Origin of the sequence: Candidatus Planktophila sulfonica (genome assembly GCF_002288065.1) — a bacterium.
GTDB lineage: Bacteria > Actinomycetota > Actinomycetes > Nanopelagicales > Nanopelagicaceae > Planktophila > Planktophila sulfonica.
Genome location: NZ_CP016773.1, coordinates 1,297,120 through 1,317,688 on the forward strand (window position 1 = coordinate 1,297,120; position 20,569 = coordinate 1,317,688).

18 protein-coding genes and 3 tRNA genes are annotated in these 20,569 nt (G+C 48.1%); 7 read left to right on the forward strand and 14 right to left on the reverse strand.

The window, feature by feature from the left end:
• Position 1: 1 nt before the first annotated feature.
• The 6 genes from A1sIA56_RS06665 to A1sIA56_RS06690 all read right to left on the reverse strand — a co-directional run bounded on the left by A1sIA56_RS06665 (position 2) and on the right by A1sIA56_RS06690 (position 4,735).
• The gene (locus A1sIA56_RS06665) at positions 2–802 is read right to left on the reverse strand and encodes a hypothetical protein (protein ID WP_095674110.1); all 801 of its coding nucleotides are present in this window, start codon (positions 800–802) and stop codon (positions 2–4) included.
• Between the two features lie 167 nt (positions 803–969).
• Positions 970–1,052: transfer RNA gene (locus A1sIA56_RS06670), tRNA-Ser, on the reverse strand.
• Positions 1,053–1,101: 49 nt separating this feature from the next.
• A complete protein-coding gene (locus tag A1sIA56_RS06675) occupies positions 1,102–1,914 on the reverse strand; it encodes an HAD family hydrolase (protein ID WP_095674209.1) in 813 nt (270 codons plus the stop codon).
• 14 nt (positions 1,915–1,928) lie between these two features.
• Positions 1,929–3,197, reverse strand: coding sequence for a serine--tRNA ligase (gene serS, locus A1sIA56_RS06680; protein ID WP_095674111.1), 1,269 nt, complete (start codon positions 3,195–3,197; stop codon positions 1,929–1,931).
• A complete protein-coding gene (pheA, locus tag A1sIA56_RS06685) occupies positions 3,194–4,036 on the reverse strand; it encodes a prephenate dehydratase (RefSeq protein WP_095674112.1) in 843 nt (280 codons plus the stop codon). The genes serS and pheA overlap by 4 nt, the downstream gene beginning before the upstream one ends.
• Positions 4,037–4,039: 3 nt before the next feature.
• A complete protein-coding gene (locus A1sIA56_RS06690) occupies positions 4,040–4,735 on the reverse strand; it encodes a glycerophosphodiester phosphodiesterase (protein ID WP_095674113.1) in 696 nt (231 codons plus the stop codon).
• A gap of 36 nt (positions 4,736–4,771) precedes the next feature.
• On the opposite strand from A1sIA56_RS06690, the gene A1sIA56_RS06695 reads away from it, so the two are divergent.
• Together A1sIA56_RS06695 and A1sIA56_RS06700 are read left to right on the forward strand one after the other, a co-directional pair.
• Positions 4,772–5,548 (forward strand): PP2C family protein-serine/threonine phosphatase, encoded by a 777-nt coding sequence (locus A1sIA56_RS06695; protein WP_095674210.1) that lies wholly within the window; start codon positions 4,772–4,774, stop codon positions 5,546–5,548.
• Entirely contained in the window at positions 5,545–7,092 is a 1,548-nt protein-coding gene (locus tag A1sIA56_RS06700; protein WP_095674114.1) for a protein kinase domain-containing protein, read from the forward strand. Before A1sIA56_RS06695 ends, A1sIA56_RS06700 begins: the two co-directional genes overlap by 4 nt.
• On the opposite strand, the gene A1sIA56_RS06705 is transcribed toward A1sIA56_RS06700, so the two are convergent.
• Positions 7,093–7,722, reverse strand: coding sequence for an aminodeoxychorismate/anthranilate synthase component II (locus tag A1sIA56_RS06705; RefSeq protein WP_095674115.1), 630 nt, complete (start codon positions 7,720–7,722; stop codon positions 7,093–7,095).
• Positions 7,723–7,750: 28 nt separating this feature from the next.
• On the opposite strand from A1sIA56_RS06705, the gene A1sIA56_RS06710 reads away from it, so the two are divergent.
• The 3 genes from A1sIA56_RS06710 to A1sIA56_RS06720 are packed head-to-tail and all read left to right on the forward strand — an operon-like array spanning position 7,751 to position 11,325.
• Positions 7,751–8,017: a cell division protein CrgA gene (locus A1sIA56_RS06710; RefSeq protein WP_095674116.1), complete on the forward strand. Its 267-nt coding sequence runs from the start codon at positions 7,751–7,753 to the stop codon at positions 8,015–8,017.
• A 27-nt stretch (positions 8,018–8,044) separates the two neighbouring features.
• Positions 8,045–9,274: an alpha-hydroxy acid oxidase gene (locus A1sIA56_RS06715; RefSeq protein ID WP_095674117.1), complete on the forward strand. Its 1,230-nt coding sequence runs from the start codon at positions 8,045–8,047 to the stop codon at positions 9,272–9,274.
• A 17-nt stretch (positions 9,275–9,291) separates the two neighbouring features.
• Positions 9,292–11,325: a (Fe-S)-binding protein gene (locus A1sIA56_RS06720; RefSeq protein WP_095674118.1), complete on the forward strand. Its 2,034-nt coding sequence runs from the start codon at positions 9,292–9,294 to the stop codon at positions 11,323–11,325.
• On the opposite strand, the gene A1sIA56_RS06725 is transcribed toward A1sIA56_RS06720, so the two are convergent.
• The 6 genes from A1sIA56_RS06725 to gyrB form a co-directional block, all read right to left on the reverse strand.
• Positions 11,306–11,857, reverse strand: a complete 552-nt coding sequence (locus tag A1sIA56_RS06725) for a rhomboid family intramembrane serine protease (protein ID WP_095674119.1) — start codon at positions 11,855–11,857, stop codon at positions 11,306–11,308. The genes A1sIA56_RS06720 and A1sIA56_RS06725 overlap by 20 nt on opposite strands.
• Positions 11,858–11,869: 12 nt before the next feature.
• The gene (locus tag A1sIA56_RS06730) at positions 11,870–12,382 is read right to left on the reverse strand and encodes a peptidylprolyl isomerase (protein ID WP_095674120.1); all 513 of its coding nucleotides are present in this window, start codon (positions 12,380–12,382) and stop codon (positions 11,870–11,872) included.
• A gap of 55 nt (positions 12,383–12,437) precedes the next feature.
• Positions 12,438–12,510: transfer RNA gene (locus A1sIA56_RS06735), tRNA-Ala, on the reverse strand.
• Between the two features lie 13 nt (positions 12,511–12,523).
• Positions 12,524–12,598, reverse strand: a tRNA-Ile gene (locus A1sIA56_RS06740).
• Positions 12,599–12,692: 94 nt separating this feature from the next.
• Positions 12,693–15,191, reverse strand: a complete 2,499-nt coding sequence (gene gyrA, locus A1sIA56_RS06745; protein ID WP_095674121.1) for a DNA gyrase subunit A — start codon at positions 15,189–15,191, stop codon at positions 12,693–12,695.
• The gene (gene gyrB, locus A1sIA56_RS06750) at positions 15,191–17,161 is read right to left on the reverse strand and encodes a DNA topoisomerase (ATP-hydrolyzing) subunit B (protein WP_190277002.1); all 1,971 of its coding nucleotides are present in this window, start codon (positions 17,159–17,161) and stop codon (positions 15,191–15,193) included. Before gyrB ends, gyrA begins: the two co-directional genes overlap by 1 nt.
• 301 nt (positions 17,162–17,462) lie before the next feature.
• Between gyrB and A1sIA56_RS06755 the strand changes: the two genes are divergently transcribed.
• Both A1sIA56_RS06755 and A1sIA56_RS06760 read left to right on the forward strand, forming a co-directional pair.
• Positions 17,463–18,185, forward strand: coding sequence for a response regulator transcription factor (locus tag A1sIA56_RS06755; protein ID WP_095674122.1), 723 nt, complete (start codon positions 17,463–17,465; stop codon positions 18,183–18,185).
• A gap of 5 nt (positions 18,186–18,190) precedes the next feature.
• On the forward strand, positions 18,191–19,666 hold the full coding sequence (locus A1sIA56_RS06760; protein ID WP_095674123.1) for a sensor histidine kinase: 1,476 nt from the start codon (positions 18,191–18,193) through the stop codon (positions 19,664–19,666).
• Here the strand turns inward: A1sIA56_RS06760 and A1sIA56_RS06765 are convergent.
• Entirely contained in the window at positions 19,643–20,566 is a 924-nt protein-coding gene (locus A1sIA56_RS06765; RefSeq protein WP_095674124.1) for a M48 family metallopeptidase, read from the reverse strand. The genes A1sIA56_RS06760 and A1sIA56_RS06765 overlap by 24 nt on opposite strands.
• Between the last annotated feature and the right edge of the window lie 3 nt (positions 20,567–20,569).

The following is a 20,569-nucleotide window of genomic DNA, read 5'->3' on the forward strand; positions in this document are numbered from 1 at the left end:
TTTAGAAGAAGTAGAAGTTTGTCCAGGCGCCAGTTGCAACTTGGCGAACGTAGATATCAGCGAAAGCAACGCCAGCAAGTGAGTACCAAGCAAACTGCTGGTGCTTGTGGTTCATTGCTGAGACGAAAGTCCAGAGCTTGTAACGAACTGGGTGCTTCGAGAAGTGCTTAAGACGTCCACCAACTGTGTGGCGACATGTGTGACAAGACAATGAATATGTCCAGAGAAGAGTTGAGCTCACGAGAAGTACGAGTGAACCAACGCTCATATGTCCCCATTCGCCTTCAACGTTCTTAAATGAAATCACTGCGTCATAAGTAAGGAATACGTTAAATACCAAACCTGCGTAGAAGAACCAACGGTGTGCGTTCTGCAAGATAAGTGGTGCGCGAGTTTCGCCTGTGTACTTTGTATGTGGTTCTGCAACCGCACATGCAGGTGGTGAGAGCCAGAAAGCACGGTAGTAAGCCTTGCGGTAGTAGTAGCAAGTCATACGGAAACCGAGTGGGAAGATCAAAATGATAAGAGCTGGTGAAAGTGCAAAGTTGAAGATTTGTGCGCTTACTGGAGTCCAACCAAAGATTGTTGCTTCAGGAACGCATGCTTCAGATAAACATGGTGAATAGAAAGGTGAGATCAAGTGATCCTTGTAGTAATTCGCACCTTCGAATGCTCTAAACGTCGCATAGATAACAAATGAGAAGAGAACGCCGAATGTAACTGCGGGTTCTAACCACCACTTATCTGTGCGAAGCGTGCGCTCTTTAATCTTGGCGCGCGTTGGAGAAAAAACTCCGGACATATCTGCTCCCCTGAACTCAAAGCGCAGTCTGTGACTGCAATGAGAGAAGTGTGCGCTTCTACGCCGAAAGTCGCTAGGCGGTAACCCACATAGGCCTTATGAAGTCAGCCACAACCCGGGGAAATGCGAAACCCGCCTCAGTGATGAGACGGGCTTTGCCTTACGAGCGGAGGACGTGGGATTTGAACCCACGAAGGTTTCCCTTGCCGGTTTTCAAGACCGGTGCACTCGGCCGCTATGCGAGTCCTCCGTGGGAGAGATTACCCGAAATCGGCTACTTCGAAAAATCGTCTGGAAATTTACGCTGGAAGTTCGAGCAACTGCTCGATGATGATTGCAACACCATCTTCTTCACATGGACCAGCTACACCTTTTGCATGGAGCGGTCCTTCAGGGTGGCCATCTGCCATTGCAAATGATCGACCACACCACTGAAGCATTGAGAAATCATTTGGGTTATCACCGAATGAAACGCAATCAGCTGCATCGATGCCAAGTCGTTCTGCCATCTTTGCAAGAGTTAAACCTTTAGAGACACCGAGTGCAGAAATTTCAAGGAGTGAATCTGAAGGATTTGAGTGCGTAACTGTTACAACGCCTTCAAGTTCAATTCTTGCAATCGCAAGCATTTCATCAGATGAAAGTTCTTGTTGTGAACAACGTGCAAGTAGTTTCAGAGCAGGTGAAGTAATAATCTCTTCAATCTGATCTACGCCGACGTTATCAAGACCCACATCCCAGCGCGGGATGTATGCCTTCTCGCGATGGAAGTAATTATGTGATTCAACTGCAAATGAAATCTGTGGAATTGCTTTACGTAGACGTGTAACCGTTTCTAGTTGTGCATCAACGGGAATCAACCACTCTTCAAGAACCTTGTCGTTGTGAAGGTCGTACAACATTGCGCCGTTTCCACAGATTGCGTTGCCAATACCAAAAGCTTCTTTGATTTCGGGCATCCACCGTGGTGGGCGACCGGTGACAAAGAAAATCTCAACGCCCATAGCGTGAGCCTTCTTAAAGGTATCGATTGTGCGCTGAGTGATATCTCCGTAATGCGCAACGATTGTTCCGTCGAGATCCGTTGCAATTAACTTCGGGCGACGTGCAATTTCTTGGTTATTGCTCACACGAGCTCGAATTTCTTCATTCCAAGGAATGGTTGGAGAGCTGCCGGAACATTGACTGTTCCATCAGCGTTCTGATGGTTTTCAAGAATCGCAACAATCATGCGAGGAATGGCGACCAAAGTGCCGTTAAGAGTTGCAATCGCCTTTGTGCCTTCTGAATCCTTGTAACGAATATTGAGGCGTCGTGCCTGAAATTCGGTGCAGTTAGAGGTACTTGTTACTTCGCGATAAGCGCCCTGTGTAGGAACCCATGCTTCGATATCAAATTTACGTGTGGCAGATGATCCGAGATCACCTGATGCGACATCGATAACGCGGAATGGAATCTCCATCGCTGTAAGGAAATCTTTCTCCCACTGCAGCAAACGCTTATGTTCTTCCTTTGCATCTTCTGGCTTGCAGAAGGTAAACATTTCAACTTTATCGAATTGGTGAACGCGAATGATTCCGCGAGTGTCCTTGCCATATGTACCAGCCTCGCGACGGAAACATGATGAGTAACCGGCGTAACGAAGTGGCAATTTATCTGCAGGAAGAATTTCATCCATATGCATCGCAGCAAGTGGAACTTCAGATGTACCGACAAGGTAGACATCATCTTTTTCAATACGATAAACGTTTTCAGCTGCCTGGCCTAAGAAGCCAGTGCCTTCCATTGCAGCAGGATTTACCAGCACTGGAGGAATTACAGGTGAGAAACCATTCTTGAGTGCGCTCTGGATTGCGTAATTTACAAGTGCGAATTCAAGAAGTGCGCCGACGCCAGTTAAATAGTATGAACGTGAACCGGCAACCTTGGCACCGCGCTCGGTATCAATTGCACCAAGCAACTTACCGAGCTCGACGTGATCTTTTGGTTCGAAGCCATCTTTAGCGAAATCACGTGGCGTTCCGATATGTTCAATCGTTACGAAATCTTCTTCGCCACCAATAGGCGCTTCGGTATCGAGAAGGTTTGAAAGCTGAAGCAATAACGCCTTTGCCTTCTCTTCAATCTCTGATCGCTTTGCATCCGCAGCCTTTACCTTGTCAGCAAGCTCTTTTGCATTGGCAAGAAGTGCGGCCTTTTCATCGCCCTTTGCAGCCCCGACGCTCTTAGAAAGTACGTTCTGCTCTTGGCGCAGAGTTTCGAATTCAGAGACAGCAGCGCGCTTGATTTCATCGATTGCAATGATCTGATCTACGAGCTCAACGTTTTCGCCGCGGCCCTTTTGAGATGCGCGGACAACATCAGGGTTCTCGCGTAGGAACTTGATATCAATCATGAACGCACCTCTCGTGGATAGGAACCTAGGAATCTAATGTCATCGCAGATCGAACGAAGCTCTTCAATCGATTTTCCGACTGGAGCATCGCTGATGTGGCCTTCGACATCAATAATGAAATGGTAGTGACCAAGTTCGCGACCTGTTGGACGTGACTGGATGAATGTCAGGTTTACATCGTGCTTGGCAAATACCTGGAGGATTTCCAGCAGCGCACCAGCGTGATCGATATCGATAAAGACAGCCATCGAGGTGCGGTCGTGGCCAGTTGGTTCTGGAACCCAGCCTGGCTTCTGGGCGCAGATGAATCGCGTGACAGCGCCTGCATTGTCACCAATATTGTCTTCGCGAATTTCTAATCCGAAGTGGCTAGCAGCTGCATTTGATGCAATTGCTGCATCGAGATCGCCTTTGCTCACTGCTTCTGCAGCAGCTGATGTTGAATTAGTAGGAACAATCTCTGCATGTGGGTACTTCGCTGCAATGTATGAGCGGCATTGTGATTCTGCATGCGGATGTGTGCCGATGCGGTTAATTGTTGTCGCACCTGGCTTAATCATAAATGCAAAGGTGACAGGCAAAGTAACTTCGCCAGCGATAGTAAGTGGATCTCCGATAGCTAATTCATCGAGAGTGCGGGCAACAACACCTTCGACGGAGTTTTCAATGGGAACGAGAGCAAAATCAGCTTCGCCTTTACGTACTGCATTTAGTGCTGCAGTGACATTTGCATACGGAACTTTTACATCAGAATCGCATGTAATTTTCGCAAGAGCGGCTTCGGTAAATGTGCCGACAGGCCCTAAATAGGCGAATGTCTGGCTGTCGGCTGCGCTCACTGGTTAAGGATACCTGAGTACCTCGCGGGCATGTGACGGCTTATTTGTGATGAGAATATCGACGCCTAACTTCTCGCAGAGTTTGATATCGGCATCATCATCGACAGTCCATACATTAAGCGAGCGTCCCAGGTTCTTAATGCGTTCGGCTCGAATGGGTTCTTCACGAAGTTCGTTGATACCGGGTCCGATAGACGCTGACGAAGAGAGCTTTGCTTGAAACCATGAAGTGTTCCTATGCATAAGAAAAGTTGTATGAATAGTTGGATCAATTCTCTTCATCTTTTCAATTGCAAACCAACTAAATGACATGACTGCCACTTCAATCTTCTCAATTCCTTTAGTTGCGTGAATCTTTTCTACAACAACTTCTTCAATTCGGTTTCCAGAAATAACAGGGTGCTTAGTTTCAATTAAGACACCCTTCTTCTTACTTACTGCAAATGCAAGAAATTCATCGAGGGTGAGAATCTGCGGGTATGCGCGCGATACCTCTTTATGTGTCATCTCGGCTATCAGCCCAGCGTTGCCTGCCCGTTCGAGCATCGTCGCGTTATGCCAAAGAACCGGCACCTCATCTTTTGTCAGCCGGACATCACATTCAAAGCCGTCGGCGCCTTGGGCTACTGCGCCTTCGTATGCAGCGAGGGTGAGCTCTGGGAAGTCAGCGCTAGCACCGCGGTGAGCATAGATAAGCATGAGACTGACAGTAGCAAAGAGATTAGGCTTATGCGCATGAGCCAGCTCTACTTCGCTACTTCTGCGCGATCTGCAGTTGGCCTTGTCCGCAGCGGCAATGAAGATAGCGCTTTCACATCTCGCAACATCGTTGCAGTTGCCGATGGCATGGGTGGTCACGCAGCCGGTGAAGTTGCTTCAAAGATTGCAATCTCCACTCTTGCTGATTTATCAAAGGTAATTACAAGCCCTGATGTCGATTCTGAATCTTCTGACGATATCTATCTCAACTCTTTTCACACTATTGATCAAGAGTTAAAAGCAGCGGTCCAAGAAAGTCCAGAACTATCTGGAATGGGAACAACTCTTACCTCACTCTTTCTACGCAATAATGAAGTTGCGCTGCTGCACATCGGAGATTCACGTGCCTACAGATTGCGCGGAAATTCATTAGACCAACTCAGCGTTGATCACACTGTTATTCAAGAGTTGCTTAACCAAGGCGCAATCAGCCAATCTGATGTCGCCACACACCCGCAAAGGTCTGTACTCACACAGGTATTGATGGGCGAGGGCAATCTCGACCTTCCGCTCCCTGTATTCGAAGGAAAAGTTAAGGATCGCTACTTAGTATGTAGCGATGGCTTGAGCTCAGTACTTTCCGAGAAAGAGATCAAATCTCTTATCAAGGGCAAGGATCGTGATGAAGCGGTGGGCGCACTTATCGATGCGACATATATCAATGGCGCACCCGATAATGTCACTGTCGTCATTGCAGATCTTGTAGAAGAAGTTCAACCAGATAACATCGAGAAGATTGGAGCTGCACAATGATGAACTCATTGCTTGGCGGCCGTTATCTTCTCGGCCAAATGATTGGCACCGGCGGAATGGCCGATGTCTATATCGCTCAAGATCAGCGTCTTTCGCGTGAAGTTGCTATCAAGATTCTCCGTAGTGATTTAGCTAAAGATCCTGCATTTGTATCTCGCTTCCGCAAAGAGGCTAAAGCTGCAGCCGGTTTGAACCACCCTGCAATTGTTGCTGTCTATGACTCTGGTGAAGAACCAGCCCCATACATTGTTATGGAGCTGGTCTCTGGACACACGCTTCGTGAACTCATTCATCAAGGTGAGCGACTTCCACTAAACCGCGCACTAGAAATTGCTGAAGGAATTCTTGCTGGTCTGGAATATTCACACGATCGACATATCGTTCACCGCGATATCAAACCTGCCAACGTCATGATTACCGATAACGGTGATGTAAAGGTGATGGACTTTGGAATCGCGCGCGCAATGGATGATCTTGGTGCAACGCTAACAAGCACATGGAATGTCGTTGGCACTGCGCAATATCTCTCGCCAGAACAAGCAGTCGGTGAACCCGCAGATTCACGTAGCGATATTTACTCAACCGGTTGCTTACTCTTCGAGCTTCTAACAGGGCAACCACCGTTTACTGGCGAGACTCCAGTCTCGATTGCCTATCAACATGCATCAAGCATTGCGCCGCTTGTACGAACACTGAAGCCAGAACTTCCTGAAGGAATTGAAACTGTTCTAGCCGTTGCGCTTTCCAAGAAACCAGAAGATAGATATCAGAGCGCACAAGCAATGCTCGATGACATCGCAAAGGTTCGCGCCGGTGAAGTTGTCACAACAAAGGTTGCAAAGAAGCCTCTCTTCTCTCGTCGTTCAGCTCTTCTCCTCGGCGGAACTTTCTTCGCCGCCATTGCACTTTCTGTAACAGGCCTCTTAATGAGCGGCGGCGGAAGTAATTCAGGGCCAATGGTTCCGAACGTTGTCGGACTTAGCGAAGAGATGGCACGTGCTCTTCTTGCCGATTATTCAGTCACCATCAAGCATGCACACGATGGCGTGATCCCTAAAGATCGCGTAGCAAGCCAGCTTCCTCTTGCGACAACCAGAGCAAAGGTTGGCTCTTCTGTTGTTCTCACTGTCTCTGATGGTCCGGGAGATGCGATTGTTCCTGATGACCTAATAGGTATGTCACTCATTGATGCGCGCTCTGCACTAACTTCTGTAGGTCTCTTGGTCTCTCAAACAATTGCTTCACCTTCTGATCAACCTCAAGGAACTGTGCTCGATGTAATGCCAGCTGTCGGTTCGGTAACTGAGGCAGGAAGTTCAGTAATTCTCACCATCGCAAGTGGTGAAGTAACTGTTCCAAACTTGATTGGTATCGAAGCGATTCAAGCAAAGACCTTACTTATTCAAGCTGGTTTCTTGATTAAAGAATTTTATGACTACGACTCTGCGCAACCTGCTGGTGTTGTTATTCGCCAGGCGCCAGATGCGGGAACAACGCAGACGATTGGTAAATCAGTGACGATTACTATCAATCGTCAACCTTAATTAAATAGCTTTTCCTACAACTGGAGATAATCCAACTGCACGCTTTGGTGCATCAAGATCTCCACATTTAACAAGCCAGTTAGCAAGCATGAGATGTCCGTGCTCTGTTAAAACTGATTCAGGATGGAACTGCACGCCTTCGATAGGAAGAGTGGCGTGGCGCATTGACATCACAACACCGGATTCAGTTGATCCAGTAATTTCTAGAACTGCAGGAACGGTGTCACGTTCGACTGCAAGTGAGTGATAACGAGTTGCAGTAAATGGTGATGGAAGAGTTGCAAGAACTCCTGCACCGTTGTGAATTACTTGAGAGGTTTTTCCGTGAAGTAATTCAGGTGCGCGAGAAACTGTTGCACCGAATGCTTCGCCGATAGCTTGGTGGCCTAGACAGACTCCAAATAAAGGAATGGAATTTTCTGCACAGAAATTAATCATCGCAATACTGACGCCTGCTTTATCCGGCGTTCCAGGTCCTGGAGAGATCAAGACTCCGTCATATTTAGCGGCCTCATTCGCCTCGACTTCATCGTTGCGAACTACGGTGCATTCGGCGCCCAACTGCTGCAGGTACTGCACCAGGTTGAACACGAACGAGTCATAGTTATCGATGACGAGGATTCGAGCCATGCGGTAATTGTGCTGTAACCTAGGCCCTATGCCAAAGTCGAAATTGCGTAAGAAGGTTCAAGAGCAGCACGCTCACGAAGAACAGCATCACATCGAGGAAGATTCAGCGATCCTCGAGAGCCCATCATGGCTCGCACCTGTGATGGTCGCTAACTTCCTTATCGGCTTGTTCTGGATCGTTGTCTTCTACGTAAGCCAGACTCTCTATCCAATTCCTGGAATTGGTGCATGGAATATGATTATTGGTTTTAGCTTTATTGCAGTTGGTTTCTCACTCGCTACCAAGTGGCGCTAAAGAACAACTAACCGAGAGTCATCTCTAATGGGTAAGAACGTAAAACGTCAGTTCCCAAAACCGTCTGAACTCGCTCCACTTCTTCAATTCTCTCTGCCTACTCTGCGCCGCAAGAAGCGCCGTCTAGAAAAGGCATACACCATCTGGGATCTGCGCGATATCGCAAAGAAGCGGACACCTAAAGGCCCATTTGATTACACCGATGGTTCTGCTGAAAGCGAAGTAAGTCTTGAGCGCGCACGTCAGGCATATCGTGATCTTGAATTCATTCCGAGCATTCTCAAAGATGTATCAACTGCAGATTTAACTCGCACCGCTCTTGGTGAAACTTTCGCAATGCCTCTCGGTATTGCACCAACTGGTTTTACTCGCATGATGCAGACAGAAGGCGAAATCGCCGGTGCACGCGCTGCTGAGAAATTTGGAATTCCTTTCACTCTCTCAACACTTGGCACAACAACGATTGAAGATGTCGTTGCATCTGCTCCCGGTGGTCGCAACTGGTTCCAGTTGTATATGTGGAAGGACCGCGAAGGCAGCATGGCTCTGGTTGAACGAGCAAAGCGCGCTGGCGTTAAAAACTTAGTTCTTACCGTCGATGTACCTGCAGCTGGACAACGAATTCGTGATTACCGCAATGGGCTAACTGTTCCTCCTCGACTAACTGCTGGAACAGTTATCAATGCGATTCCAAGACCAGCTTGGTGGATTAATTTCTTGACCACTCCTTCAATCGAATTTGCATCGATGAAGAATTGGGAAGGCACTGTTGGCGAACTCCTTGATTACATGTTTGACCCAACAATGACCTGGGAAGATCTCAAGTGGATTCGCGAACAATGGGATGGAACCCTGACTGTTAAGGGAATTCAGAACCTTGAAGATGCAAAGATGGCGGCGAAGCTAGGTGCGGATGCAATCCTTCTTTCTAACCACGGTGGCCGCCAGCTTGATCGCGCACCAATCATGTTGCACCTGTTGGCTGATATTAAGAAGGAATTTAAGAAGGATTACGAGATCCATATCGATACCGGCATCATGCATGGCGCCGATGTCCTTGCTGCAGTAGCCCTTGGCGCTCAGTTCACCTATGTAGGCCGTGCTTATTTATATGGCCTTATGGCTGGTGGGCAAGATGGAGTAGAACGAGCGCTAGAAATTATGCGTACGCAGATGGTTCGAAATATGAAATTACTTGGTGTTAATTCACTCGATGAGTTAACTCCGAAGCATGTTCGCTTCCTAAATCGCCAATAACGATTACCCTAGCGTTTATGAAGTTAGCGCTAGCAAGCATTTCTTATCTCATTACGGCAGTTGCATTAGTTCTTCTTGCGATTCGAGTTCGACAACTCATTGCAATTTATAAGAAGCAACAACCTGATCCAACACGTAGCAACGATAAAGCTGCGCGCTTAAAGAATATGCTCACGGAAGTTCTGGGCCACACAAAGATGCTTAAGTTCACTGGCTCTGGAATCGCTCACTGGTTCGTCATGATTGGTTTCGGTGCGCTCTTCGGAACTCTTGTTACCGCTTACGGACAAGTTATTAACCCTGAATTCGCCCTTCCGGTTATTGGTCACTTCGTTGGATACGAATTATTTGCTGAAGCAATTGGCGCACTCACTGGAGTTGGAATTGTTACCCTCATTGGAATTCGCCAAGTAACACGATTCCGCATGCTCAATCGCTTTAGCGGTTCAGGAATGGGTAAGGCGTATTACGTCGAAGCAACAATTCTTGCAGTGGTCTTCTGTGTATTTGCACTGCGCGGCCTTGAAGGCGCACTTGCCGGTGAGACCGAATGGAATTGGCATTACGCAATTTCGTGGCCTGCAGTTCTTGTATTTAACTCAATGTCGACAGCATCTATTGAAAGTGCGATCGTCATCGTTGCAACACTCAAGATTGTTGTTTCAATGACATGGTTTATTGTTATTGCATCAAACCTCACCATGGGAGTTGCCTGGCACCGCTTCTTGGCATTCTTTAATATCTTCTACAAGCGCAATATTGATAAGCCTGCGCTCGGCGCACTTCCAGAAATGCTTTCTAAAGGAAAGCCAGTTAACTTCGAAGATCCTGCAGAAGATGATGTCTTTGGCCTAGGTACACGCGGAGATATCTCGTGGAAGGGCTTGCTCGATATGACCAGCTGTACCGAGTGTGGTCGCTGCCAATCTCAGTGCCCTGCTTGGCATACAGATAAGCCTTTATCTCCAAAACTTCTGATTATGGCTATGCGCGATCACGCCATGGCAAAGGTTGTTGAGACCGAGAACCTTGTCGGCGAAAACGCTCCTATCGCACTCGATGTCTTGTGGTCTTGTACTTCATGCGGTGCCTGCGTTGAAGAGTGTCCTGTCGATATCGAACATGTCGATCACATCGTCAATATGCGCCGCTTCCAGGTTCTCGTTGAATCAGAATTTCCAACAGAGCTTGGTGGAACATTCCGAAACCTTGAAAAGTCTGGCAACCCTTGGGGTGCCAATAAGCAAGATCGCGAAGGTTGGATCGCTGAATGTGACTTCCCTGTTCGCGTTGTCAGCGGAGAACTTCCTGAAGAAGTTGAGTACTTGTTCTGGGTTGGTTGCGCAGGTGCTTACGAAGAACGCGCAAAAAAGACAACGAAGGCAGTTGCCGAACTTCTACATATGGCAGGTGTGAACTTCGCTGTTCTTGGAAAGCGCGAGACATGCACCGGAGATCCTGCCCGTCGTTCAGGAAATGAATTCCTCTATCAAATTCTCGCTGCTGAAAATATTGAAACCTTTAAAGAGACTTTCGGTAATCGTGGAGTGAAGAAGGTTGTTGTTACCTGCCCTCACTGCTTCACAACGATTGGTAAGGATTACGCGCAGAGTGGTTACGAGCTACAGATGCTCCACCACACTCAGTTGCTCAATACTTTGGTGAAGGAAGGAAAGTTAAAGACTTCACCACATAAGGCAGATCAGAAGATTACTTTCCATGATCCTTGCTACTTAGGTCGCCACAATCAGATTTATGCACCACCACGCGAACTTCTTGAAGCATCTGGTTGCGACATCGAAGAGATGCCACGTAACCAAGAACGTTCATTCTGCTGCGGTGGTGGCGGTGGACGTATGTGGATGGAAGAGAAGATCGGTACTCGCATCAACCTCAATCGTGTTGATGAAGCGATTGATACCGGTGTTCCTGAAGTTGCTGTCGCTTGTCCGTTCTGCCGCATCATGGTCGGCGACGGAATGGTTGCGCGCCAATCAGACGTCGAAGTATTAGATGTTGCCCAGGTCTTACTTAGGAACGTGAAGGGCTAAGTAAAAACTTAGTAACAACTGCGCCTGTGATTAACCCGCCCAGGTGGGCGCGCCAATCGACTCCGCCGATGGTGAAACCAAGGACGAAGTTAAGTCCGATAATTACTAACGTGCTCTTTACTTCAGCGCCGATTCTGCGGCTGATGACAGCCCATGCTCCAAAGAGTCCGAAGACAGCTCCTGATACTCCTATGGAATAACCGCTGTAACCAAGGAACATCGCAGATGTAAGTGATCCGCCAATGAGAGATACAAAGAAGATAATCAGGAACTTGTTGCGCCCTAGGAAAGTTTCAATCGGTGTTCCAAGTGAGTGCAGCGCGAGCATGTTAAATGCCAAGTGAATTGGGATTGTGCTCGAGTTATCGTGAACCAGGGCTACAGTGGCTAATCGGTACCACTCATTGGTGACCTTTAGTAGATCGATTCCGTAGAGAGCGAATGTTCCGATAATCCCTGAATCAATGAGTTCGTAGAGATAAAAGGCGCAGATAACAGTGATCAGAGTTAATACTGCTGAACGCTGCTTCATACCTGTGAAGTATTAAGCGATAGTGACGCTATTGATTACAACTGGTGTAACAGGTTTATCTTGCGCACCCGTTGGAGTTGAACCAATCTTGTCGACGACAGCCTGTGATGCTGCATCTTTTACTTCACCGAAAATTGTGTGCTTACGGTTGAGCCATGTTGTTGGCGCAACTGTGATGAAGAACTGTGAACCATTTGTTCCTGGTCCTGAGTTAGCCATTGCAAGAATGTATGGGCGATCGAATTGAAGTTCGCCGTGGAATTCATCTGCGAACTGGTAACCAGGTCCGCCGAAACCCTGACCAAGTGGGTCTCCACCTTGAAGCATGAATCCTGCGATGACGCGGTGAAAAATTGTTCCGTCATAAAGCTTCTCGTTTGATTTCTTACCTGTGCGTGGATCTGTCCACTCTTTTGCACCAGTTGCTAGACCAACAAAGTTTTCAACTGTCTTTGGTGCGTGATTTGGAAAGAGTTCGATGACGATATCGCCAAGAGATGTGTGGAGAGTTGCTGTTGATGACATTTGTTTTCCAATCGAGTGATAGTAAAAATCCCGCCACATGTGACGGGATCTTGAGTGGAGACCAGGGGAATCGAACCCCTAACCCCCGCCTTGCAAAGGCGGTGCTCTACCAATTGAGCTAGGTCCCCGTATTAGAACGGGTGGGCCCAGGTGGACTTGAACCACCGACCTCTTCCTTATCAGGGAAGCGCTCTAACCAGGCTGAGCTATGGGCCCGCAGACGAACTTTCGTGCGTTTGCAGAAGCGCTAGGTTACTTGATTTTCATCAAGTGACCAAAACGGCCTCCATAACTACAGGCGTGAACCCTACTACTTTTGCGTCGAAATCTCATCTTCGCTGTTGCGGGTCACAGATAAGAGGGTCGCACCTTCATCGAGGTTGACCAGGCGAACGCCCATCGAGTCACGGCCTGTCTGGCGGACTTCAGCAGCTGGGGTGCGCATAACGGTTCCGGCAGATGTGATCGCCAGGATTTCATCGCTATCTACTAATACGAGGGCTGAGACAAGAGTTCCGCGAGATTCTTCATCAATCTTTGCAGCTTTGATTCCGATTCCGCCGCGGCCTTGTAAACGATATTCATCAATTGGAGTCTTCTTGCCGTAACCACCATCGGTTGCAGTAAATACAAATGCGCCGACAGATGTTTCGGCATCAACGCGTGACATGGTCAGAAGTTCATCGCCTTCGCGGAACTTCATTCCGATAACACCGGAAGTTGATCGACCCATTGAGCGAAGTGATTCGTCATCTGTTGTAAATCGAAGTGACATCGCCTTCTTTGAAACGAGTAGAAGTTCATCGCCATTGCGGACGAGGGATGCAGATACAACTTCATCGCCAGGCTTAAGTGAAATCGCAATCAAACCACCAGTACGAGGTGAGTCGTATTCAGAAAGTGGAGTCTTCTTAACGAGACCGTTCTTTGTTGCAAGAACTAAGAATGGCGCTGCGTTGTAATCCTTAAATGAAAGTACCTGTGCAATCTGCTCATCTGGCTTAAATGCCATCAAGTTTGCAACATGCTGACCGCGAGCGTCGCGACCTGCATCCGGTAACTCGTGAACCTTTGCGCGATAGACGCGACCTTGATTGGTGAAGAAGAGCAACCAGTCGTGAGTAGAGGCAACGAAGAAGTGATCGACAACGTCATCTTGCTTAAGCGCTGCACCCTTTACTCCGCGGCCACCGCGACGTTGTGACTTATACAAATCTGCACTTGTGCGCTTTGAATATCCGCCACGTGTAATAGTGACAACTACATCTTGATCTGGAATCAAATCTTCTGCAGAGAAATCGCCTTCGCTTGCAACAAGTTGTGTGCGGCGCTCGTCGCCGTACTTAGCGATCAAATCTGAAAGCTCTGTCTTGATAATTTCGCGCTGCTTAGCTTCAGACGCCAAGATTGCGTTGAGTTCGATGATGTCAGCCATCAAACCTTCGTACTCATCGTTGATCTTCTGGCGTTCAAGAGCTGCAATACGACGGAGCTGCATATCCAAGATTGCATTTGCTTGAATTTCATCAACATCAAGGAGCTTCATCAAACCTGTGCGGGCTTCTTCAGGAGTCTTCGATGCGCGGATAAGTGCGATTACTGCGTCAAGTGCATCGAGCGCCTTGAGGTAACCCTTAAGAATGTGAGCGCGCTTCTCTTTTTCAACCAAGCGGAACTTGGTGCGGCGAACAATTACTTCGACCTGGTGCTCGATGTAGTACTTGATGAATTCATCAAGACGCAGCGTGCGTGGAACACCATCGACGAGCGCCAACATATTTGCACCGAATGTGTCTTGAAGCTGTGTCTGCTTATAAAGGTTATTAAGGATTACCTTAGGAATTGCAGATGATTGAAGAACGATGACGAGGCGTTGGCCAAGACGTTCGTTACCTTCGTCGCGAACATCTGCGATGCCTTTGATCTTGCCATCTTTAACGAGTTCAGCGATCTTGAGAGCTAAGTTATCTGGGTTTACTTGGTATGGAAGTTCAGTGACAACAAGGCAGGTGCGCTTATTGATCTCTTCTACGTTAACAACTGCGCGCATCGTGACTGAGCCACGGCCCGTGCGGTAAGCGTCTTCGATTCCACCGCGGCCAACGATGAGCGCCTTAGTTGGGAAATCCGGACCCTTCACAATCGTGAGCATGTGGTTGAGAAGGTCAGGTGCTGCCATCTCTGGATGTTCGAGCGCGTAGATAACTGCTTCACCGATTTCGCGAAGGTTATGTGGCGGAATATTTGTCGCCATACCCACTGCAATACCTGCAGAGCCATTAACGAGAAGGTTTGGAAAACGTGAAGGCAGTACATCTGGCTCTTGTGAGCGACCGTCATAGTTAGGTGAGAAGTTGACGGTATCTTCATCGATATCGCGCATCATCTCCATGGCGATAGGCGCTAAACGAGCTTCGGTGTAACGCATTGCAGCTGCTGGATCGTTGCCGGGAGAACCGAAGTTTCCGTTTCCATCAACCAATGGATAGCGAAGTGACCAAGGCTGAGCTAAACGAACAACGGTGTCATAGATCGCGGTGTCACCGTGTGGGTGGTAATTACCCATGACGTCACCGACGATACGTGAAGATTTGTAATAGCCCTTATCTGGGCGATAACCAGCGTCGTACATTGCATACAAGACGCGGCGGTGAACTGGCTTAAGGCCATCACGAACATCAGGAAGTGCGCGACCAACGATGACTGACATCGCGTAGTCGAGATAGCTTCGCGCCATTTCGACTTGAAGGTCGACCTTTTCGATGCGGTCGAATGTAACTTCTTCTGGATTCATATCTTCTGTTGTCATTAGATATCCAAGAACCTAACGTCTTTAGCATTGCGCTGAATAAATGCACGACGTTGCTCGACATCTTCACCCATAAGAACTGAGAAGAGATCATCGGCTGCTGCTGCATCATCAAGAGTTACTTGAATTAACACGCGGTGTTCAGGATCCATTGTTGTATCCCAAAGCTCTTTCGCCGGCATTTCGCCAAGACCCTTAAAGCGCTGGATTCCGTCATCCTTTGGAAGACGCTTGCCTGCATCGAGACCAATCTTGATCATGCCATCGCGCTCTTTATCGCTAAATGCGTATTCGACAGGATCTTTTCCACCCCACTTCAACTTATACAAAGGAGGCTGTGCGAGATAAACGAAACCGTTTTCAATCAGTGGGCGCATAAAGCGGAAGAGCAAAGTAAGTAGCAATGTGCGGATGTGCTGACCATCGACATCCGCATCGGCCATCAAAATAATCTTGTGATAGCGAAGCTTTGCGATATCGAAATCATCGTGAACACCTGTACCGAGTGCGGTAATAAGTGCCTGTACTTCGTTGTTCTGTAGCACGCGATCAATGCGCGCCTTTTCGACGTTAAGAATCTTGCCGCGAATAGGCAGTACAGCTTGGTTACGTGAGTCGCGTCCACCCTTTGTAGAACCGCCTGCAGAGTCACCTTCGACAATGTAGAGCTCGCACTTTGCAGGATCAGTCCACTGGCAATCAGCCAATTTTCCTGGCATTCCGCGACCTTCGAGCAAACCCTTGCGGTTACGCGCTAAGTCGCGCGCTTTACGTGCAGCAACGCGAGCAGATGCGGCATCAATTGATTTACGAATGATGTCTTTACCTTCTTGCGGATTCTGCTCAAACCATTGTGTGAGGTGCTCATTAACAACTTTTTGTGTAAATGACTTTGCCTCAGTGTTACCAAGCTTTGTCTTTGTCTGTCCTTCAAACTGTGGCTCACCAAGTTTGATAGAAACAATTGCAGTAAGACCTTCGCGGACATCGTCACCTGTTAGGCGATCTTCCTTCTTGCGAATCAAACCTTGTTCTTCAGCAAACTTATTTACAACAGAAGTGAGAGCGGTACGGAAACCTTCTTCGTGTGTTCCGCCTTCGTGCGTGTGAATTGTGTTTGCAAATGTATAGACAGATTCTGAGAATCCGTTATTCCACTGCATCGAAACTTCGAGAGAAAGTCGCGCCTTCTTATCTTCAGCTTCGAGTGCGATTACAGACTTATGGAGTTCGCCGCGGGTTGAGTTGAGGTGCTTTACGAAGTCAGTGATTCCGCCTTGGTATTGGTAGCGCACAGAAAGCTGTTCGCCCTTTTCGTCGACATGGCCTGCGCGCATATCGGTAAGTGACAAGATAAGTCCGCGATTAAGAAATGCCATTTCGCGGAAACGTGTTGAGAGAACTTCAAATGAGAAATCAACTGTTTCAAAGATATCTGCAGATGGCCAGAACTGAATTGTTGTTCCGGTCTCGGTCGTTGCTTCGCCCTTTTTAACCGGCGCAGTTGGAACACCGAGTTTGTATTCCTGTGTCCAGATAAATCCGTCGCGCTTTACCTTTGCGGATAAATCTGTAGAAAGTGCGTTTACAACTGATGAACCAACACCGTGAAGACCACCAGAGACTGAGTAACCACCATCGCCGAACTTTCCACCTGCATGAAGAACGGTGAGAACAACTTCGAGAGCTGGTTTCTTTTCAACTGGGTGAATATCAACTGGAATTCCGCGACCGTTATCGACAACTTGAAGTGATCCATCGGCCATCAAAGTCACTTGGATTTCAGTACAGAAACCTGCGAGCGCTTCATCGACTGCGTTATCGACGATTTCATAGACAAGGTGGTGGAGGCCGCGTTCGCCGGTTGAGCCGATATACATGCCTGGGCGCTTGCGGACTGCCTCAAGGCCCTCGAGGACGGTGATCGAGGAGGCGTCGTAACCGCCAGATTCCTTCTTCACATCAGCCAATGGGGGCTCCTTCAAAAGTCCTGTATGGGGCTGTAGAGCGGTATTTCCTCAACAGCAGGCTGAAATCCTATCGTTAAATGGAAAGTGAAATAACCCTGAAAAGCCTTAGGAGTGGGAAATACCGCGCGAAAAGCGATGGGGTGAGGGTTCCCATTAAAAAGTATGAAAAATCGACCCTATCCACAGGGTTTATCCCCATTGTGTGTGGAGTTACAGGCGTGTAATTCAGCGTATCGGCATCCACTTCCCAATAACTGCCTATTCTCAGCAAAGGCACAGGTTGAGCGAGGACTCTTGAGGCATGACAACCAACACTGCAAGTGAAGCAAAGGGTCAACGCATCCTCGTCGTCGATGACGAGTCAAGCATTAGCGATCTCATCGCGACAAGTTTGAAATTCGTTGGCTTCGATGTGCGCACTGCAGCAACTGGTTCGCAAGCTTTAACAATTGCCGAAGAATTTAAACCACACGCAATGATTCTCGATGTCATGTTGCCTGATCTTGACGGCTTTGAAGTCTGTCGTCAGATTCGTAATGAAGGAATTGAAGTGGGAGTTCTCTTTCTCTCTGCCAAAGATGAGATGAAAGATAAAGTGCAAGGTTTAACAATCGGTGGCGATGATTACATGACAAAGCCATTTAGCCTTGAAGAACTTGTTGCACGTCTGCGTGCGCTCTTGCGCCGAATTGGCGTTGTCGAGCAGAACATGGATGAAGAGAAGATTCGTTTTGCAGATCTCGAACTCGATGAAGCAACTCATGAAGCTCGTCGCGCCGGACATCTCCTTGAACTCTCTCCTACTGAATTTACTTTGCTTCGCTACTTGCTGATTAACGCTGATCGCGTTGTTAGTAAGGCACAGATTCTGGATCACGTATGGGATTACGACTTTGGTGGAGATGCCGGAATTGTTGAAACGTATATTTCATACCTGCGCAAGAAGATTGATATCTACGAACCAGCACTCATTCACACAGTGCGTGGCGTTGGCTACCGACTTAGATTGCCTGCTGCAAAGTAGATTCTATGAATTCGCCATTTCGCACCTGGAGCTTACGTAGCAGACTCTCCCTTGGAATTGTTCTGCTCACAGCGCTGGGCTTTGTAGCTGCCAGCTTTGCTACACAATCACTTCTTAAGGGTTACTTGCTCTCACAAGTTGATGAACAACTCGTTGTTATTGCAGAAGCCGCTGTTCCTCGTATTGAACGCGGCGGTATTGCTAACGATGATGATGGCGATGAAGAAGATAGACGTCCTGGTCGCGGTTTAGGTCGTGGACTTGGTGCACCAGCACCACTTTCACAAATACCAACATCTACATCCATCACGGTTCTTGGCCCTGATGGCGTTGTTCTGGGTGGTTTAGGTGGCAATTTAGGCGGCGCATCCATTACTTCATATCTTGCAGGTCTACTGCCTGAAGAGGTTGCAGTACATGGCGATGAAGCATTCACGATCGCAGCTCCTGGTCCTGACTTCAGAGTTATTGCACGTCCACTCACATCTCCTGCTGGAACATTTGTCGCTGCACAAAATCTTGGCGATTTAGAACGAACACTTGCGCGACTCTCATTCTTATTCGGACTTATTGGTTTGGTACTTCTTCTCATGATTGCCGCAGCTTCTCGCGCAGTCATCAAAATTGGTCTTCGCCCATTAGAAGACGCTGAAAAGACAGCCGAAGAGATTGCAGCAGGTAACTACTCAGCGCGTATGCCAGAAACAGATCCTGGAACTGAAGTGGGTCGCCTCGTAACATCATTGAACTCAATGCTTTCGCGCATTGAAAAGTCTTTCTCTATTCAGACTGAGAGCGAAAACAAGCTGCGTCGCTTTGTGGCTGATGCATCTCATGAACTTCGCACTCCGATTACTGCAATCCGCGGTTTCTCTGAACTTCATCGCCAAGGCGCTGTCACTGGCGAGAAAGAGACCGCCGAACTCATTGCTCGTATTGAAAATGAATCCAAGCGTATGGGTTCATTGGTAGAAGATTTACTTCTCCTTGCCCGCCTTGATCAAGCACGCGAAATGGAATCAAAGCCTGTAGATATCAATAAAGTTGTTGAAGATGCTGTTATCTCGGCACGCGCTGCCGGGCCTGATCATCCCGTTGAATTCATTTCCAAGAGCGATGAAATCTTCACGCTGGGCGATGAAGTGCGCATTCATCAAGTCGTTGCAAATCTTCTTGCCAACGCACGAGCACATACGCCAACTGGTACTCCGATAGCTGTGTCAGTTGCTACGACAGATGTGGGCGTTGAAGTTTCAGTTGCAGATAAGGGTCCTGGCTTAAGTGCTGAAGATCAGAAGCGAATCTTTGAACGTTTCTATCGCGCAGATTCATCGCGAGTTCGTACCGGCGCAGATGGCAGTGGACTTGGTCTTTCGATTGTTGATGCAGTGATGCGCGCCCATGGAGGCTCTGTTTCTGTGCAATCTACGCCTGGAGAAGGCGCAACCTTTACTTTGTTATTCCCCCGCCGGGCCGAGTGATTCCATCGCCTTCAAAGTGGCGATACGTTCTTGAATCGGTGGATGAGTACTAAATAATTTAGAGACAGTTTGTCCATCGAGTGGTGATTCAATCCAGATATGCGCAACTGCATTTGATTTCTGGCGCACCACAGTTGAATCCGCAGCAAGAACTTCAAGTGCTTTGCGAAGTCCTGCAGGGTTACGCGTAAATGAAACTGCGGTGGCATCTGCCAAAGCTTCACGCTTACGTGAGATTGCAGATTTCAATAACATCGCAGCAAGTGGCGCGAGAATCAAGATAACGAGCGAGAAGACAAGTGCCAATGGGTTTGAGTTGCCTCCGCGATCACGATCGCGTCCGCCACCGAACCACATCATACGAGTAAGGAAATCGCTCAAGATTGCGATGGCACCTGCTGTTGTTGCAGCTACGGCTGAAACCAAGGTGTCACGGTTTGCCACGTGTGACATCTCGTGAGCGATGACGCCTTGAAGTTCGTCGCGGTCCATAACTTCGAGAATGCGAGTGGTAAATGCAATCAGTGCATGCTCAGGGTTACGTCCCGTTGCAAATGCGTTTGGCGCGCTATCTTCAACGATGGCAACCTTCGGCATTGGCAGGCCACTTGCGATAACAACTTCTTCAATAACGTTAAAGAGTTCGGGGGCATCTTCACGCGTAATCAGCTTTGCACCTGTCATGGTGAGAACTAATTTGTCAGAGCCGTAATACGAACCCCACACACCGATAAGTGCGAAACCAACTGCCATCGGCACCATTGTTGAAGCGGTGCCGACTCCGAAATATGTCATCGCTGCATATGCAACGAGCCATGTCAGAACACCCATCGATGCCAGAAGGAAATAAGTCTTTCCCTTATTGGCAGATTGAAGTGCGCGGAAGTTGTTATCAGCCATTGG

Coding starts and splice junctions, on each gene's coding strand:
- A1sIA56_RS06755 (WP_095674122.1), top strand. CDS start 17,463: ATGACAACCAACACTGCAAGTGAAGCAAAGGGTCAACGCATCCTCGTC.
- A1sIA56_RS06725 (WP_095674119.1), bottom strand. CDS start 11,857: ATGAAGCAGCGTTCAGCAGTATTAACTCTGATCACTGTTATCTGCGCC.
- serS (WP_095674111.1), bottom strand. CDS start 3,197: ATGATTGATATCAAGTTCCTACGCGAGAACCCTGATGTTGTCCGCGCA.
- gyrA (WP_095674121.1), bottom strand. CDS start 15,191: ATGACAACAGAAGATATGAATCCAGAAGAAGTTACATTCGACCGCATC.
- A1sIA56_RS06690 (WP_095674113.1), bottom strand. CDS start 4,735: ATGCTTATCTATGCTCACCGCGGTGCTAGCGCTGACTTCCCAGAGCTC.
- A1sIA56_RS06695 (WP_095674210.1), top strand. CDS start 4,772: ATGAGCCAGCTCTACTTCGCTACTTCTGCGCGATCTGCAGTTGGCCTT.
- A1sIA56_RS06705 (WP_095674115.1), bottom strand. CDS start 7,722: ATGGCTCGAATCCTCGTCATCGATAACTATGACTCGTTCGTGTTCAAC.
- A1sIA56_RS06760 (WP_095674123.1), top strand. CDS start 18,191: ATGAATTCGCCATTTCGCACCTGGAGCTTACGTAGCAGACTCTCCCTT.
- A1sIA56_RS06730 (WP_095674120.1), bottom strand. CDS start 12,382: ATGTCATCAACAGCAACTCTCCACACATCTCTTGGCGATATCGTCATC.
- A1sIA56_RS06715 (WP_095674117.1), top strand. CDS start 8,045: ATGGGTAAGAACGTAAAACGTCAGTTCCCAAAACCGTCTGAACTCGCT.
- A1sIA56_RS06765 (WP_095674124.1), bottom strand. CDS start 20,566: ATGGCTGATAACAACTTCCGCGCACTTCAATCTGCCAATAAGGGAAAG.
- A1sIA56_RS06700 (WP_095674114.1), top strand. CDS start 5,545: ATGATGAACTCATTGCTTGGCGGCCGTTATCTTCTCGGCCAAATGATT.
- A1sIA56_RS06720 (WP_095674118.1), top strand. CDS start 9,292: ATGAAGTTAGCGCTAGCAAGCATTTCTTATCTCATTACGGCAGTTGCA.
- A1sIA56_RS06665 (WP_095674110.1), bottom strand. CDS start 802: ATGTCCGGAGTTTTTTCTCCAACGCGCGCCAAGATTAAAGAGCGCACG.
- A1sIA56_RS06710 (WP_095674116.1), top strand. CDS start 7,751: ATGCCAAAGTCGAAATTGCGTAAGAAGGTTCAAGAGCAGCACGCTCAC.